The sequence below is a fragment of the Paenirhizobium cremeum genome (genome assembly GCF_047553425.1).
Lineage (GTDB): Bacteria > Pseudomonadota > Alphaproteobacteria > Rhizobiales > Rhizobiaceae > Allorhizobium > Allorhizobium cremeum.
In genome coordinates this window covers 2,196,513-2,211,567 of sequence record NZ_CP180217.1, presented here as the reverse complement: position 1 = coordinate 2,211,567, position 15,055 = coordinate 2,196,513, and the positions used below count along the sequence as shown (strand labels likewise).

Here is a 15,055-nt window from a genome sequence, read left to right as displayed (position 1 = left end):
GCTTTCCGATTTCCGTGGCCTGTGAATAGCGGGCATGGTGATAGAGGGCGGTAGCGTTTGATAAAATGCCAGCCTATATGAAAATGGCTAGCCCGAGGACATGATGCGCTTTTCCAACGAGTTTCTTGACGAGATCCGTGACCGCGTGCCGATTTCGGCCGTGATCGGCCGTCGCGTCTCGTGGGACAGGAAGAAGACCAACGTCTCGCGTGGCGATTATTGGGCCTGTTGCCCGTTTCATGGCGAGAAAAGTCCGAGCTTTCATTGTGAGGACCGCAAGGGACGCTATCACTGCTTCGGTTGCGGGGTGACCGGCGACCACTTCCGCTTTCTTACCGATCTCGAGGGGGTGAGCTTTCCGGAGGCCGTGGAGCAGGTGGCTGAGATGGCGGGCGTGCCCATGCCTAAGCCCGACCTGCAGGCGCAGCAGCGGGAGCGCGAGCGTACGACGCTGCTGGACGTCATGGAACTGGCGACGCAGTTCTTTCAGGATCAGCTCCAGACGGCGAACGGTGCACGGGCGCGCGCCTATCTGCGTGAGCGCGGATTGTCCGGCCGCACGATTGAGACCTTCCGGTTGGGGTATGCGCCGGAGAGCCGCAACGCGCTCAAGGAACATCTCGCGTCAAAGGGCGTGCCCAAGGAACAGATAGAGGCCTGCGGGTTGGTGCGCCACGGACCGGATATCCCGGTTTCCTACGATTATTTTCGCGACCGCATCATGTTTCCCATCCTGTCTTCGCGCGACAAGGTGATTGCCTTCGGCGGGCGGGCGATGGCGCAGGACGCCATGGCGAAATACATGAACTCGCCGGAGACAGAGCTCTTCCACAAGGGCAATGTGCTCTTCAATTTTTCCCGCGCGCGCCGTTCCCTTCAGGGCGCCGGCGGAGCCGACACGATCATCGCGGTCGAAGGCTATATGGACGTGATCGCGCTGCATCAGGCGGGGGTCGAAAACGCCGTTGCTCCTCTTGGTACGGCGCTTACCGAAAACCAGCTCGACCTCATGTGGAAACTGACACCGGTGCCGGTGCTCTGCTTCGATGGCGACGGGGCCGGCCAGCGGGCGGCCTTCAGGGCGGTGGATCTGGCGCTTCCGCATCTGAAACCCGGCAAATCGGTGCGTTTCGCCATGCTGCCCGACGGCAAGGACCCCGATGACCTTGTCAAGCACGACGGTCGCACGCCCTTCGACAAGGTGCTTTCGGAAGCGCGGCCGCTTGCCGAAATGGTCTGGCTGCGCGAGGCAGGCGCCGGGCAGTACGACACGCCGGAAAAACGCGCCGAGCTCGAGGCGCGGATGAAGCAGGTAATTTCGGTGATTGCCGACGAAAACGTCCGGCGGCACTATCAGCAGGATGTCCGCGACCGGCTGAACGCCTTCTTTCAGGGGGCTTCGAACAATCGCGGCGAAAGGCGAGGCGGGTTCGACGCTAACCGCGGCGGGCGTGGACGCGACAACGGCCGGACCGGCCGGCCTCCGGGCGGCTATTCTGCCATCGGAGGCGGGATTTCGGACCGTTTGGCACGTTCCGGTCTCGTCAAGGGACATCAGGACCAGCCAGCACTTCGCGAGAGCGTGTTGGCGCTCACCATCGTCAATCATCCCCAGCTTCTGCAGGACGAGTACGACGAGATCGCCTCGATCGATTACGAGAACCGCGAGCTGCAGAAGCTCTGGTCCTCCCTGTTGACGGCGGCGGCCGGCGCCGGGGCCGAGCTGACGCGGGAAAAGCTGATCGCGCGTCTGGAGGAACAGGGGCACGGAGCGCTGATCAAAAGCCTCGATCAGCAGATCCGCAATGCGCGGCTCTGGGTCGCGACCGAAATCGCGGCTGCGGAGGATGCACGGGAAGCCTATGGGCAGGCGCATTCGCTGCACAAACGCGCCAAGGCGCTGCGGCGTCAGCGGATGGAACTGGAGCGCGAAGTGGCCGAGGCGACAGAGGCCGAGGATGCCGACCGTATCGGCCAGCTCATCGGCGCGCTGCATCAGGTGCAGCTTGAGGTCACGCGCATGGAAAACCAGGAGGCGATCATCGATGGCTTCGGCGTCATGTCGGGACGGGTGAAGGGCGCCGCCAACGGTCACGGCGTGTAAGTAAGCCGCCGTTCTCGAACGGAGTGGAGAGGGCGATTCGCAGCCGGATGGCGGGTTGCGGCGAAGGCGGTGGCAATGTCCAGCGATGCGATCATTTACGGTTTCGGTGGAAGTGTCGAACAGTGTTCGTGTCCGGGGCTTTGGCAAATGGCGCTTGCCCCTTGTTTCCTGCGGCAACCGTCCTACATCTGCCCCAAGCGGTCACTATTGTGCGGAGCGGCCGGATTTCCCCGCTTTTCTTTTGGTTTTGATGTCGGAAGAGCTTGACGCCAGAGAAAATTGTGGGAATCACCATTTCAGGCATACAAGGGTGAAGTGGGTTCAGGCGGATCTCTCGTACCATGACCGGTCATGCAGAAACAACGGGGCTCGGCGCAATGGTCTCGACGCCCATAGTTAATCGGGAATTAAGCAACATTCCGTTAGGTCATTGACTGTATTCGCAGCGGGCAGGGGCCGCGGGGGCAGCCTATCCGCCTTGCAGCGTGCGGCAAGATCAGACGTCAGGGAAAGCGACGAATTAGATGGCATCCAAAGTCAAAGAAAACGAAGAAGCAGACAACGAACGCGATGGCGCAACGGATGGTCCGCTTCTCGACCTTTCGGATGACGCGGTCAAAAAGATGATCAAGGCCGCCAAGAAGCGCGGCTACGTCACCATGGACGAGCTGAATTCGGTTCTGCCGTCGGAGGAAGTCACCTCCGAACAGATCGAAGACACCATGGCGATGCTGTCGGACATGGGCATCAACGTCATTGAGGACGAAGAAGCCGAGGAGGCTGCGGCTTCCGAGGACAGCGACGACAGCGATGACAGCGACAGCGAGGGCGGCGAACTCGCCCCGACCTCCGGCACGGCGCTTGCGACCGCGAAGAAGAAGGAACCGACCGACCGTACCGACGACCCGGTGCGCATGTATCTGCGCGAGATGGGCTCGGTCGAGCTTCTGTCGCGCGAGGGCGAAATCGCCATTGCAAAGCGCATCGAGGCCGGCCGCGAGACGATGATCTCCGGTCTCTGCGAGAGCCCGCTGACCTTCCAGGCACTGATTATCTGGCGCGACGAGCTCAACGAAGGCACCACGCTTCTGCGTGAAATCATCGACCTCGAAACGACCTATTCCGGTCCCGAGGCGAAGGCTGCTCCGCAGTTCCAGAGCCCGGAAAAGATCGAGGCCGACCGCAAGGCCGCGGAAGAGAAGGAAAAGGAACGAGCCAAGCGCCGTCCGCAGTCTGCCGCTTCCGACGACGATGACATCACGGCCATCGGCGGCGAGGGCCTGCCGCCGGAAGAAGAGGAAGAGGACGAGGACGAATCCAACCTGTCGCTCGCCGCCATGGAAGCGGAACTGCGTCCACAGGTCATGGAAACGCTCGACCTCATCGCCGACACCTACAAGAAGCTGCGCAAGCTGCAGGACCAGCAGGTGGAGGCGCGTCTCGCCTGTACCGGCACGCTTTCCTCCGGCCAGGAGCGACGCTACAAGGAACTGAAGGACCAGCTCATCACGGCGGTGAAGTCCCTGTCGCTCAACCAGAATCGCATCGATTCTCTGGTCGAGCAGCTTTACGACATCAACAAGCGTCTCGTTCAGAACGAAGGCCGCCTGCTGCGCCTTGCCGAATCCTACGGCGTCAAGCGCGAGGCCTTCCTCGAGCAGTATCAGGGTGCCGAACTCGATCCGAACTGGATGAAGTCGATCGGCAATCTGGCTGCGCGCGGCTGGAAGGAGTTCGCCAGGGAAGAAAACCAGACGATCCGCGACATCCGTGCGGAGATCCAGAATCTGGCGACCGAAACCGGTATTTCGATCTCGGAATTCCGCCGTATCGTGCATATGGTTCAGAAGGGCGAACGCGAAGCCCGCATCGCCAAGAAGGAGATGGTGGAAGCCAACCTCCGTCTGGTTATCTCGATCGCCAAGAAGTACACGAACCGCGGCCTGCAGTTCCTCGACCTCATCCAGGAAGGCAATATCGGCCTGATGAAGGCGGTCGACAAGTTCGAATACCGCCGCGGTTACAAGTTCTCGACCTATGCCACATGGTGGATCAGGCAGGCGATCACCCGTTCGATCGCCGACCAAGCCCGCACCATCCGCATTCCGGTTCACATGATCGAGACGATCAACAAGATCGTTCGTACCTCGCGCCAGATGCTGCACGAGATCGGCCGCGAGCCGACGCCGGAAGAACTGGCAGAAAAGCTCGCCATGCCGCTCGAAAAGGTCCGCAAGGTCCTGAAGATCGCCAAGGAGCCAATTTCTCTCGAAACCCCGGTGGGCGACGAAGAGGATTCGCATCTCGGCGATTTCATCGAGGACAAGAACGCGCTTCTGCCGATCGATGCCGCCATCCAGGCGAACCTGCGCGAGACCACGACCCGTGTTCTCGCCTCGCTGACGCCGCGCGAGGAACGTGTGCTCCGCATGCGCTTCGGTATCGGCATGAACACGGACCATACGCTCGAAGAAGTCGGCCAGCAGTTCTCGGTGACCCGCGAACGTATCCGTCAGATCGAGGCCAAGGCCCTGCGCAAGCTGAAGCATCCGAGCCGCTCGCGCAAGCTGCGTTCGTTCCTGGACAGCTGAGAATATTCAGTCAATGCTTGAGAGGCCCGGTCTGCAAACAGCAGCCCGGGCTTTTTTGTCAGGCTGGGCGGGTTACCGCCCGCACGATCCCTCGTGCGATCGGGGTCGCGCCAAGCAAAGTTGGAAATGCGATAAGCCAGGATATCCCCCATGCGGGCATCCAGAAGGAGATGACGTCCCGGTGAAATCCGATCATCTTTACGGTCGAGACACCGGAAACGACGAATGTCATCAATATCGAGAGGACCAGAGGCATAAGGATTCCTGCGTAGCGTGCAGGCAGGCGTGTAAGCTTCATGATGAATTTTCCAACTTATTGGATCATCCCGTGACGGCATTTCACATATCATCGTCATCACCTGGATGATCCGGATTGATATGCGTAGCCTAACGTCAGACGCTTACGGCTCCCTCTGGCGGGCGCGGCTTCCTCATATGCCTCTTTTTCGCTTTCGTCCAGCCTGTTGTGGATTGCCACATGAAACGAGGTTATGTGCGAAAACCGCGTTTCCAATAAATATCCCGCCGAGTTCATGCGGCGGGATATCGTTATTGTGCTTCTCGTTCAGACCGTCGGCTGCCTGGTCTTGCGCAGGTAGGGCAGTACCGTCTCGAAGGAGCCGAAGCGGGTGATGGCGTCTTCGTTGGAGACGGCGGCGGTGATGATGACGTCGTCGCCCTGCTTCCAGTTGGCGGGTGTTGCGACCTGATGCCTGGCGGTCAGCTGGATCGAGTCGATGGCGCGCAGGATCTCGTCGAAGTTGCGGCCGGTGGTCATCGGATAGGTGAGGATCAGCTTGATCTTCTTGTCGGGGCCGATGACGTAGACCGAGCGAACGGTGGCGTTGTCGGCGGGCGTGCGGCCTTCCGAGCTTTCGCCGGCATCCTCCGGCAGCATGTCATAGAGCTTGGCGACTTTGAGGTCGTTGTCACCGATCAGCGGATATTCGACGTCGAAGCCGGTTGCGACCCGGATGTCCTGTTTCCACTTGGCGTGGCTTTCGACCGGATCGACGGAGATGCCGATGATCTTGACGCCGCGCTTGCGGAATTCGCCTTCGAGGCCGGCCATGGTGCCGAGTTCGGTGGTGCAGACCGGCGTGAAGTTCTTCGGATGGGAGAAGAGGACCGCCCAGTTGTCACCGATCCAGTCGTGGAAATGAATGGTGCCCTGCGTCGTTTCGGCGGTGAAGTCCGGCGCGGTCTGGTTGATGCGCAAGCTCATGATCTTTCTCCTCTCGAATTTGATAATGGATCGGATCATTACAGGTTTTCCGTGTCACGTCGGCAAAAGCCATGCTCATCGCGGCGCATTTCAGGGTGGGAAATTCTTACTTTCAATTCCGAGCGGCAAATCAAATCCGCTCCGGTGGGGCATTTCGCCCGCCAGCTTTTCGCACTTGCAGAGCGTGCGGAAAAAGAAGTTGACGGGTTTCAAAATGCCGGCCCGTTCCTCAATACGGTCGCATTTCACGGGGGCTTTCGAATTTGTCACTTGATGACGCTTCCGTTTGGGACCACATCTCCCGTAACGTGACAGGGCTTCCTTCGTTCTCATGCAAAACAAACCGGCAAAATTCCTGGACAGATGGGGCAGGGGGCTCGTGCTTTCCGTTGCCCTGCATCTCATCGTCCTTGCCGTGTTCCTGATGAAGCTCCCGGCTCTGCCGGCATTGCCGCAAGAGGAAGAGAGCGTTGCGGTGGAACTGGTTCCACCGCCGGAGGAAAAGCCGAAGCCCGAGGAGCCGAAGAAGGAAGAGGAAAAGAAGGCGGAGCCACCCCCTCCTCCTCCTCCGCCGCCAGTCGAAGAGAAAAAGGCCGAGGAGCCTCCGCCGCCTGTGCCCGTCCTGAAACCCGCGACCTTGTTTGGCGAGAAGGATAGCGGCACGCGTGGAGATCTTCGCGGCGATGCTGAGGGGAAAGAAGTCGATAAGTCGGTGGAAACCCCGCCAATAGAGGAAAAGCAGAAGCCTGAGGCGGCGAAGGCCGGCGAGTTACCGGCCGAGGCGGAGCCTGAAAATACAACGGAAAGCGTCGACCAACCCGTTGATGGGGGCGCGGTCGAGGAAGGCGAGACGGAGTTCCCGACCGATCAGGCGCTAGCGCTTGCCGCGCCGCCGCCGCCGAAACCGGCCAAGCCGACAAAAGCGGACGGCACGGCAGAGGCTGAGGTTCAGTTGGTCCCGAAACCGGTAAAGCGCATTTATTCGGCGTCGGTGGCCGATGATTTGGTTACTATGTCAGCCATGGCCGGCGAAAGCCGTGGTGAGCGCATTAACAGACTTTGCGGAACGGAATTGGACGTCCAGCTTTCTCAAGCTTCTCCTTCAAGGGATATGAAGTGGGCTCCAGAGTTCAATCTGAGGTCCGGCAACGTTATTAACGCTCCGCGGGTAGCTTTCGGCGACGGGAACGGTGAATGGTACAATCTCGCCATGCGCTGTACGGTTGACGACGACGCGACGCGGGTCGTCGACTTCAGTTTCGCCGTCGGAGAGCCCGTCCCGCGCAGTGAATGGAAGAAGCGTGGCATTGACCGCTACCGTTAAGCGGCCGCCCGCCGAATTTCCGCTATTCCAGAATATGCCGCACGACCCGCATGAAAATCCTTGCGCCGATGGCGATCAGGTCCTCGGGGAAGTCGTAATCGGGATTGTGAAGGGCGGGGTGGGTTTCGCCGGAGCCGAGGAAGAACATGGCGGAAGGGGCGATGGCGCGGAAGCGGCCGAAATCTTCCGAGCCCCGCATCGGCAGATTGCGTTCGTCATGGGAGACGCCTTCGGCATCGAGCGCGCGGATGAGGTGATCGACGGCTTCTGGTGCATTTTCGCAATGCAGGAATATGTCGTCATAGGAAATGTCGAGGCCGAGGCTGCCGCTTTCGGCGGCGGAACGGGCGAGCGCTTCCGCTTCGCTGCAGAGATCGGCCATGCCGTCGTCGGTCAGAGTGCGAAGCGTCACCCAGATTTCGCCATCGCCGGGCGCAATGCCGAAGGCCTTTTCGCCAAGCGAGGCATGGGTGACGGTCGCCAGCCGGAAATCCGGGGCGGGCGGAGCGCTTCGCGAAAGACCTGTTAGCGCCGGCATCAGGGTTGCGATGGCGAACATGGGGGAAATGCCGGTCTCCGGCTGCGAGGCATGGGCCGTCTTGCCGGAAAGGGCGATGCGCATGCCGCGCGAGGCGCAGTTTACCGGTCCGGATTTGATCGCCACATGCCCGAGCGGAAGGCCCGGCAGATTGTGCAGGGAAAAGGCGAAGTCTGGCGTGATCTCCCGGAACCCGGGGTCGGCGATGACCGCCGCAGCACCCGCTCCGGTTTCCTCCGCCGGCTGGAACAGCAGCACGACGCGGCCGCGTTTCGGCAGTTGGCGTGAAAGGCCGAGGGCGAGCGCCGTCATGATGGTCGAATGACCGTCATGGCCGCAGAGATGGCCCTTGCCCGGAACGGTCGAGCGGTAGGGCGCCGTGGATTTCTCCTCGATCGGGAGGGCATCCAGCTCGCAGCGGAAAAGAAGCGTCGGACCGGGCGCCGCTCCCTCGAAGACCGCGGCAACGCCGTGGCCACCGAGACCCCTGAGGATTCTCGCGGGTTTGAGCGGTGCAAGGAAGGAAACGATGCGAGCGGCCGTCCATTGCTCCTCGCCGGAGATTTCGGGATGACGATGAAGGTCGCGGCGAAGGTTGATGAGATCAACCAGATCGTGATTGGTAAGGAACATGGCTCGCCCTGGCAGAATATGTTGGCGACAGGTCTACACCGCTTTGCCGCGGGTGCCTATCGCGGATGCTCCGGAGATCAGCCGCTCGACACGAGATTGAAGGCGATGGTCCCCATCACCAGCGCGATCAGGCCATCGAGGAGACGCCAGGCGGCGGGGCGCGCGAAGAGCGGGCGAAGCAGGCGCGCGCCATAACCGAGCGAGAAGAAGAAAAGGAAGGAGGCGCTGGTCGCGCCGGCTGCGAAGGCGAACTCTTTTCCGGGATAGCGGGTGGAGATCGAGCCGAGCAGGACCACGGTGTCGAGATAGACATGCGGGTTCAGCCATGTCAGCGCCAGACAGGTGAGAAGGGCCGCCGCAAGGCTCTGTTCGGCATCGCCCCTTACCGTCAGCGCGCTATTGCCGCTGGCGGCCGAACGCAGGCTGCGCAGGCCGTAGGAGGCCAGAAAGGCGGCGCCGCCGTAACGCAGCAAGGGATCGAGCCAGCCGATGCTGGAAATCATGGTTGCGAAGCCACCGACACCCGCGGCGATCAGCAGTGCGTCGGAGGCGGCGCAGGTGAGGCAGATGGCAAGCACGTGGCGGCCCTGCAATCCCTGACGCAGAACGAAGGCGTTTTGCGCGCCGATGGCGACGATCAGGCTGAGGCCAAGGAAAAAGCCCGCAAGGGCGGCGGAGGCTGGCATGGCGATGGAAATCCCGGTTCTGTTTTACCTGGATTGACTAAGCTTGATAGCGAAATTAGAAAAATTAAATATTCTTTTGTATCATTAGGAGAGCTAATCTAGTGCTGGATTATGACCAGCTTTCGGCACTCGCTGCTATTCTTCGCACCGGTTCCTTCGAAAAGGCGGCGCGGCAACTGGGTTTGACGTCCTCGGCGATCTCGCAGCGGATCAAGGCGCTGGAGGAGCGGGTGGGGGCGGTTCTGGTGGTGCGCGGCCAGCCATGCCAGCCGACGCCGGCCGGCCAGAGACTTTTCCGCCATGCGGAGGAGGTTGCGTTGCTTGAGGCGGGGCTTGGACGCGATCTCGGCGCATTTGCGGACATGGCGAGAACTCCGAGCCTGCGGCTCGCCGTCAATGCCGACAGTCTCGCGACATGGTTCGTACCGGCGATGGCGGCGGTTGACGCCTTCCTTTACGATCTGGTGTTGGATGACCAGGATCATAGCGCGGACTGGCTCCGGCGCGGCGAGGTCCGGGCCGCTGTCAGCAGTTCGTCCCAGCCCGTGCAGGGCTGCGATTGCCGTTATCTCGGTCGCCTGCGCTATTTCGCGACTGCGAGCCCGGCTTTCATGGAGCGCTGGTTTCCCGATGGCGTCACGCCCGAGCGGCTGGCAATCGCCCCGACGCTGACCTTCAATGCCAAGGATATGCTGCAATCCCGCTGGCTGGCGCTTGTCGCCGGGGCGGATCTCTCGCCACCCACCCATTGGCTGCCGTCGTCGCACGGTTTCGTCGATGGGACGCTCGCCGGACTGGGATGGGGGATGAACCCGGAAATCCTCGTGGGAGACGCTGTCGCCGACGGCAGGCTTGTCGTGCTGCTGCCCGGTCATCCGCTCGACGTGCCGCTCTACTGGCACTGGAGCCGGTCGGCGGGGCCGGCTCTCAAGTCGCTGACCGAGGCGGTGCTGGCGGCCGCCCGGCAAGTGCTGGTGCAGGATTTGCCGTGACATGCTCCCTTGCCGGCGGCGCGCGGGGCGCTAATTGCCTTGTTGGTGGACAAGGAAGGATGGACGATGACCCTCAAGCGGGAAATATCGGAGGCGCTGAACGCCCTCAACCAACGCGACTTTTCCGTTTTCGTTGGGCTGTTCGATGCCGATGCGGCTCTCGACATGCCGGATGGCATGCGGGTGATCGGCCTCGAATCCCTGCGGGATACGCTTGCGGCCTATCTGCCGCGCCACGATGCCCGCTTTGTCAACAGCGTGGTGATGGTGGACGAAGGCGGCCTGCGGGGAGCGGTCGACGGCACGATGGACATCGCCGCCGGCGAGGCTGCCTCGCTTCCCTGCGTCATGGTGTTCGAAAAGGAAGGCGAGCGGTTTTCCCGCCTCAGCCTCTATCTTTCGAGCGCGCCGTAACTGCCGGCGCCGATCACTTCAGGTAGTCTTCCAAAACCTCGACGATCATTGCGTGATCTTCCTCGGAGGCCAGGCCGGAGACCGTGATGGCGGCAATGACGCCGGTGCCGGCCACGCGCACGGGGAAACTTCCACCATGGGCCGCATAGTCCAGCGGATCCAGCCCGTAATCGGGGCCGATCGTTCGTGCCTTCTGGCGGTAGCTTTCGCCGATCCTGAGCGAGGCTTTGTGGAAACGCAGCGTGACATTGCTCTTGCGCCGCGCCCAATGGTCGTTATCCGGCGAGGAGCCGGGCAGGGCGGCATGAAACAGAACGCGATCGGGGGTGCGGATGTCGATGACGACAGGCGCCTTGTCGCGCCGCGCCCGCTTCAGCAGACGTTTCCCGATCTCGATCGCCGTGTCCTCGTCGAAGGACGGGAAGACCAGCTTCGCTTCCTGGGCGTCGATCATGGCGAGAAGGTCGGTCTTGTCGGCAGTCATGTCGTTTTCCTCTTTTTCCGTGCGGCGGGAGACTATAGCGGGTGCTGTCGTCTGGCTAGAGCGTCAGGCCGATCCCGGCGACGCATGGATCGACCTGACACCCGGCATCCACCGGTCTTCGGCATGAGAGGCCTTCGGCTTTTGCCTGCCACCGCGCATGGCCGGGACAATCATCGTTTTGGAAAGTCGTTTATCATGGCGGGAAACGCGCCCCGATATATTCCGCGGTGGAGAGGCGGCAGAAAAAGGAAAGCGGCAATGACGTTGCGATCACTCAGCATTTCAACCAGCGGGCAGGGCCTTTACGAATTCACCGGCGAGGCTGCATCCTTTCTCGCCGATACGGATGCGCAGGAGGGGCTTCTGACCGTGTTCGTCCGGCACACGTCCTGTTCCCTCATCGTTCAGGAAAACGCCGATCCTTCCGTTCAGCGCGACCTCAAGGCTTTCTTCGCACGGCTGGTGCCGCCTTCCGACGATCCGGCGATGCGATGGATCATTCATCGGGACGAGGGGCCGGACGATATGCCGGCGCACATCAAGGCGGCGCTGACACAGGTCTCGATCGGCATTCCCTTCAGCCGTGGGCGCCTGCTTCTCGGCACATGGCAGGGCATCTACCTCTTCGAGCATCGCGATCGTCCGCATCGTCGCGAGGTCGTCCTGCATTGCTCGTCCTGAGACTTATCGCCCGGAGGGGCGGGCGGCGGTCTTGCCGCCAAGCGGCTGAACGGGGACCGGGACGATCTGAAGCAAGACCGCGGGCATCACGAAGGGGTTTCGGTTTCGAGCCGGCTTCTTTCGGCATTCGCCCGTGTGAACCCTGGCTGAATGACCGGTTCGGATCGCATTCAGGCGCTGGCCGATAGTCTCTTCTCAATCGCTGAGGCAAGCGGGAATGACAGTCGAAGTTCCCAGATGAGGAGAGAGACAATGAAAAGTGTTTTCGCAAAGACCGGCCTTGCCGCACTGATCGCCCTTGGTGCAACCTTCGTCACCGTTTCGACGGCGGCGGCCGACGGCTGGCGCTTCGGCCACGACCGTCCCGGCTACGGCATGGAGATGGATTACGGCCGCGGTGGCTATGAGCGCCGCCATCACCGCCCGCGCGGCTGCTTCCCCGGCGAAGCCGTCGAAAAGGCACGCTGGAGCGGACTGCACCGCGCCCGCATCCACGATGTCACACCGCGCCGCGTGGTGGTTGCCGGCGTTCGCCACGGCGATTTCGACCGGATGGTTTTCGCCAATGTGAGCGGCTGCCCCATCATCCGCTACTGAGCATGATGAACATCGCCGGCGGGTCGGCGCGGAAATTCAGCCGCCTCGCCCGCCGGCCTGACCATTCTTCCGGCCCTCCTGATTGGCCCGGTTCGACCTGCTCGCAAGCGTGTTTCCCACAGAAGCGAGATTGGGACGAAGATGGAAAGCTGGCGTTTGCCCGGGCTCCTGCACAAACAGTGGGTCGATCATCGATCACGGGGCCAAGAACGAGAAGGAAGGCAGGATGCGACATCCTGCCTTCCTGTTTTGCGTGAGATCCCGGTGAACCGGGTGCTTATTGCTCGATCGCGTAGGTAATGTTGACGGTGACGGTGTAGCGGTTCTCGCCGCTGGCCACCGGTACCGCATCGGCCGCCATCTCCTTGGCCATGGCCATGCGATACATCGGTTGCGGCACCGGCCTCGCGAAGTTTTCGCTGATATCGACCACGCGGCCGAGGCGAACGCCTGCGGCTTCCGTCAGCGTTTTCGCCTTTTCGATGGCTTCCGCCACCGCCTGCTTGCGCGCTTCGGTCACGGCTTCCTTCGGGTCGTCGTTGCCGAAGGTGATGTTGCCGCCCTGGTTCACTCCGAGCTTGACGCTCGCATCGATCAGGCCGCCCAGTTGTGAGAGGTCGCGCACCTTAACCGTCAGGGTGTTGGTGACGAGATAGCTGTCGATCTCGGGTGCCTCGTAGTTGCCATCGGCGGGCTTTTCCTGGCGATATTGGGGCTGGACCGAGAAGTCCGACGTCTGCAGGTCGCGCTCGGCGACGCCTTTTTCCTTCAGATCGGCGAGGACCTTGGCCATCGCCTCGTTGTTGGCCTTCATCGCCTCCTCGGCCGTCTTGGCCTGGCGCACGACGCTCAGCGTCAGCATGGCCATGTCGGGGGCAAGGGCGGCCTCGCCCTCGCCGGAGACCATGATCGTGGCTTCGCGCCTTTCCGCCTCGGCGCTCAATGCCGGCAGGGGCGCAATCAGTGCGGTGGAGATCAATGCGGCGAGGGCGAGGCCCCCGGTCTTGCGGCTGGTCATCGTTGATTCCTTTTTCCTGAAGCGTCCCTGTCCCTTGCCTTGTTGACCGGAGATTGTGAAGCTATTGCGGCAAAGGCTTGTCGCCTCCGGCGAATTGGGTTAGAGCGGTCCAACCGTCGCGGGTGCCATTGTCCGCGCGGCCGCCCGTCGCACGGGCCGGGCCTGTAGCTCAATGGTTAGAGCCGGCGGCTCATAACCGCTTGGTTGGGGGTTCGAGTCCCTCCGGGCCCACCATTTCCTCATTTAAAACAGGTGTCTTCCGCAATGCGGGAATGAAGCGCGTTCTGCCTTGGTGGCGAACTTTCCGAAGGTGTGTTGCCCGCGCATGCGGGAAGAAACGGATGCAGAATTGAGGACTGTGCCGGCAGGCGCGCTAGGACAGACACCGCCCCTGTAAAACCTTCGGATGGCAAACTAGCCGAAAGACCGGCGGCGCCCAAAATAGCGGCTTCAGGGAGCGAGGTCGAGGCCTGTTCCCTTGAACCCGGACATGAAGTCCTCTCGTCGGCTAGACGCAAGGCCGGTTTTTCCTGTTATCTCTTGTGACGGGAGATCGCAGGAGGAGCGTATTCATGAAGGTCAGGGCCGCCATTTTGAGGCAATCGCCGGTCAAGCCGCCATTTTCGGTGACGCGACCGCTTTCCATCGAGACGGTGGAGCTGGCGGGGCCGGGGCCGGAGGAACTGCTGGTGCGGATCGGGGCGGCGGGGCTCTGCCATTCCGATCTTTCGGTCATCAACGGCGACCGGCCGCGGCCGATGCCGATGGTGCTCGGGCATGAGGCGGCGGGAACGGTGGAGGCGGTTGGAAGCGGGGTGCATGACATTCGGCCCGGCGACCGGGTGGTGACGACCTTCCTGCCCTCCTGCGGGCATTGCCTGCCTTGCGCGGAAGGGCGCTCGGCGCTCTGCATTCCCGGCGCCGAGGCAAACGGCCGGGGGGAGTTGCTCGGTGGTGGCTCGCGGCTTTCCTGCGAGGAAGTGCCGCTTCACCACCATCTCGGGGTTTCCGGCTTTGCGGAATATGCGGTTGTTTCCCGTTATTCGGCGGTTAAGGTCGAGGCAGAGCTACCGATGGCGGAAATGGCGCTGTTCGGCTGCGCGGTGCTCACCGGCGTCGGGGCGATCGTCAATACATGCAGGGTTCAGCCGGGCCAGAGCGTGGCCGTCGTCGGTCTGGGTGGCGTCGGGCTTGCCGCCGTTCTCGGGGCGGTGGCCTCGGGCGCGACACGCGTCGTCGCCATCGATCTGGCGCAGGAAAAGCTCGACAAGGCGCGCGAACTCGGGGCGACCGATACCTTCCTTGCGGGTGATCCCGACATTGTGGAGCGGGTGCGCGAGGGGACCCGCGGCGGCGTCGATCATGCCGTGGAGATGGCCGGGTCGGCGCGGGCATTCGAAACGGCCTACAAGATCACACGGCGGGGAGGGATGACGGCCAGCGCGGGGCTTGCGCCGCCTTCCGCCCAGTTTTCCATTCCTGCGGTCGGGCTGGTGGCGGACGAGCGGGTGGTGCGCGGCAGTTACATGGGAAGCTGCGTGCCCGTGCGGGATATTCCGCGTTTCATCGCGCTCTATCAGGCCGGCAGACTGCCGGTGAACAGGCTCCTGTCATCGACCGGCCCGCTCGATGGCATCAACGAGGCCTTCGACCTGCTGCACGAGGCCAAGGTGATCCGGCACGTCATCACCTTCTAAGCGGAAGCGTCCGAGTTGGAGCTTTCGTAGGCTTTGACAATGGTCAAAGCCTGTGCCCTCCTGTTCGGGTA

At 62.1% G+C, this 15,055-nt stretch carries 14 protein-coding genes and 1 tRNA gene; 9 read left to right on the top strand and 6 right to left on the bottom strand.

Annotated elements, in window-relative coordinates:
* Positions 1-103 precede the first annotated feature (103 nt).
* Complete coding sequence (dnaG, locus tag ACLBKR_RS10940; RefSeq protein ID WP_414901772.1) at positions 104-2,104, top strand: DNA primase; 2,001 nt, start codon at positions 104-106, stop codon at positions 2,102-2,104.
* A 524-nt stretch (positions 2,105-2,628) separates the two neighbouring features.
* Positions 2,629-4,695 (top strand): RNA polymerase sigma factor RpoD, encoded by a 2,067-nt coding sequence (gene rpoD / locus ACLBKR_RS10935; protein ID WP_112831664.1) that lies wholly within the window; start codon positions 2,629-2,631, stop codon positions 4,693-4,695.
* A gap of 58 nt (positions 4,696-4,753) precedes the next feature.
* Here rpoD and ACLBKR_RS10930 read toward each other — a convergent pair whose 3' ends face one another.
* Both ACLBKR_RS10930 and ACLBKR_RS10925 read right to left on the bottom strand, forming a co-directional pair.
* On the bottom strand, positions 4,754-4,891 hold the full coding sequence (locus ACLBKR_RS10930) for a DUF2798 domain-containing protein (protein WP_414901770.1): 138 nt from the start codon (positions 4,889-4,891) through the stop codon (positions 4,754-4,756).
* 369 nt (positions 4,892-5,260) lie between these two features.
* Entirely contained in the window at positions 5,261-5,920 is a 660-nt protein-coding gene (locus ACLBKR_RS10925; RefSeq protein ID WP_113447343.1) for a peroxiredoxin, read from the bottom strand.
* A 331-nt stretch (positions 5,921-6,251) separates the two neighbouring features.
* Here ACLBKR_RS10925 and ACLBKR_RS10920 point away from each other — a divergent pair, with 331 nt between their 5' ends.
* Positions 6,252-7,244 carry a DUF930 domain-containing protein gene (locus ACLBKR_RS10920; protein ID WP_113447215.1) on the top strand — a complete coding sequence of 331 codons (993 nt, stop codon included), beginning with the start codon at positions 6,252-6,254 and terminating at the stop codon, positions 7,242-7,244.
* A 22-nt stretch (positions 7,245-7,266) separates the two neighbouring features.
* Here the strand turns inward: ACLBKR_RS10920 and ACLBKR_RS10915 are convergent, their stop codons facing one another.
* Together ACLBKR_RS10915 and ACLBKR_RS10910 are read right to left on the bottom strand one after the other, a co-directional pair.
* Complete coding sequence (locus ACLBKR_RS10915) at positions 7,267-8,415, bottom strand: amidohydrolase (protein ID WP_414899314.1); 1,149 nt, start codon at positions 8,413-8,415, stop codon at positions 7,267-7,269.
* Between the two features lie 77 nt (positions 8,416-8,492).
* Positions 8,493-9,101, bottom strand: coding sequence for a LysE/ArgO family amino acid transporter (locus tag ACLBKR_RS10910; protein WP_113447217.1), 609 nt, complete (start codon positions 9,099-9,101; stop codon positions 8,493-8,495).
* 101 nt (positions 9,102-9,202) lie between these two features.
* Here ACLBKR_RS10910 and ACLBKR_RS10905 point away from each other — a divergent pair, with 101 nt between their 5' ends.
* A complete protein-coding gene (locus ACLBKR_RS10905; protein ID WP_113447218.1) occupies positions 9,203-10,093 on the top strand; it encodes a LysR family transcriptional regulator ArgP in 891 nt (296 codons plus the stop codon).
* A gap of 66 nt (positions 10,094-10,159) precedes the next feature.
* Positions 10,160-10,507 (top strand): nuclear transport factor 2 family protein, encoded by a 348-nt coding sequence (locus ACLBKR_RS10900; RefSeq protein ID WP_113447219.1) that lies wholly within the window; start codon positions 10,160-10,162, stop codon positions 10,505-10,507.
* A gap of 13 nt (positions 10,508-10,520) precedes the next feature.
* Here ACLBKR_RS10900 and ACLBKR_RS10895 read toward each other — a convergent pair whose 3' ends face one another.
* Positions 10,521-10,991: a heme-degrading domain-containing protein gene (locus tag ACLBKR_RS10895; RefSeq protein WP_113339132.1), complete on the bottom strand. Its 471-nt coding sequence runs from the start codon at positions 10,989-10,991 to the stop codon at positions 10,521-10,523.
* Positions 10,992-11,249: 258 nt separating this feature from the next.
* Between ACLBKR_RS10895 and ACLBKR_RS10890 the strand changes: the two genes are divergently transcribed.
* A complete protein-coding gene (locus tag ACLBKR_RS10890) occupies positions 11,250-11,672 on the top strand; it encodes a secondary thiamine-phosphate synthase enzyme YjbQ (protein WP_113339131.1) in 423 nt (140 codons plus the stop codon).
* 252 nt (positions 11,673-11,924) lie between these two features.
* Positions 11,925-12,269 (top strand): hypothetical protein, encoded by a 345-nt coding sequence (locus ACLBKR_RS10885; RefSeq protein ID WP_112831647.1) that lies wholly within the window; start codon positions 11,925-11,927, stop codon positions 12,267-12,269.
* Between the two features lie 277 nt (positions 12,270-12,546).
* Here the strand turns inward: ACLBKR_RS10885 and ACLBKR_RS10880 are convergent, their stop codons facing one another.
* Positions 12,547-13,287 carry an SIMPL domain-containing protein gene (locus tag ACLBKR_RS10880; RefSeq protein ID WP_113339130.1) on the bottom strand — a complete coding sequence of 247 codons (741 nt, stop codon included), beginning with the start codon at positions 13,285-13,287 and terminating at the stop codon, positions 12,547-12,549.
* A 158-nt stretch (positions 13,288-13,445) separates the two neighbouring features.
* Between ACLBKR_RS10880 and ACLBKR_RS10875 the strand changes: the two genes are divergently transcribed.
* Positions 13,446-13,521, top strand: a tRNA-Ile gene (locus ACLBKR_RS10875).
* Positions 13,522-13,859: 338 nt separating this feature from the next.
* Positions 13,860-14,984, top strand: coding sequence for a zinc-dependent alcohol dehydrogenase family protein (locus ACLBKR_RS10870; protein WP_113447236.1), 1,125 nt, complete (start codon positions 13,860-13,862; stop codon positions 14,982-14,984).
* Positions 14,985-15,055 lie beyond the last annotated feature (71 nt).

Excerpts from the sequence above, each read along its gene's own strand:
- dnaG (WP_414901772.1), top strand. The coding sequence starts at position 104 with ATGCGCTTTTCCAACGAGTTTCTTGACGAGATCCGTGACCGCGTGCCG.
- rpoD (WP_112831664.1), top strand. The coding sequence starts at position 2,629 with ATGGCATCCAAAGTCAAAGAAAACGAAGAAGCAGACAACGAACGCGAT.
- ACLBKR_RS10930 (WP_414901770.1), bottom strand. The coding sequence starts at position 4,891 with ATGATCGGATTTCACCGGGACGTCATCTCCTTCTGGATGCCCGCATGG.
- ACLBKR_RS10925 (WP_113447343.1), bottom strand. The coding sequence starts at position 5,920 with ATGAGCTTGCGCATCAACCAGACCGCGCCGGACTTCACCGCCGAAACG.
- ACLBKR_RS10920 (WP_113447215.1), top strand. The coding sequence starts at position 6,252 with ATGCAAAACAAACCGGCAAAATTCCTGGACAGATGGGGCAGGGGGCTC.
- ACLBKR_RS10915 (WP_414899314.1), bottom strand. The coding sequence starts at position 8,415 with ATGTTCCTTACCAATCACGATCTGGTTGATCTCATCAACCTTCGCCGC.
- ACLBKR_RS10910 (WP_113447217.1), bottom strand. The coding sequence starts at position 9,101 with ATGCCAGCCTCCGCCGCCCTTGCGGGCTTTTTCCTTGGCCTCAGCCTG.
- ACLBKR_RS10900 (WP_113447219.1), top strand. The coding sequence starts at position 10,160 with ATGACCCTCAAGCGGGAAATATCGGAGGCGCTGAACGCCCTCAACCAA.
- ACLBKR_RS10895 (WP_113339132.1), bottom strand. The coding sequence starts at position 10,991 with ATGACTGCCGACAAGACCGACCTTCTCGCCATGATCGACGCCCAGGAA.
- ACLBKR_RS10890 (WP_113339131.1), top strand. The coding sequence starts at position 11,250 with ATGACGTTGCGATCACTCAGCATTTCAACCAGCGGGCAGGGCCTTTAC.
- ACLBKR_RS10885 (WP_112831647.1), top strand. The coding sequence starts at position 11,925 with ATGAAAAGTGTTTTCGCAAAGACCGGCCTTGCCGCACTGATCGCCCTT.
- ACLBKR_RS10880 (WP_113339130.1), bottom strand. The coding sequence starts at position 13,287 with ATGACCAGCCGCAAGACCGGGGGCCTCGCCCTCGCCGCATTGATCTCC.
- ACLBKR_RS10870 (WP_113447236.1), top strand. The coding sequence starts at position 13,860 with ATGAAGGTCAGGGCCGCCATTTTGAGGCAATCGCCGGTCAAGCCGCCA.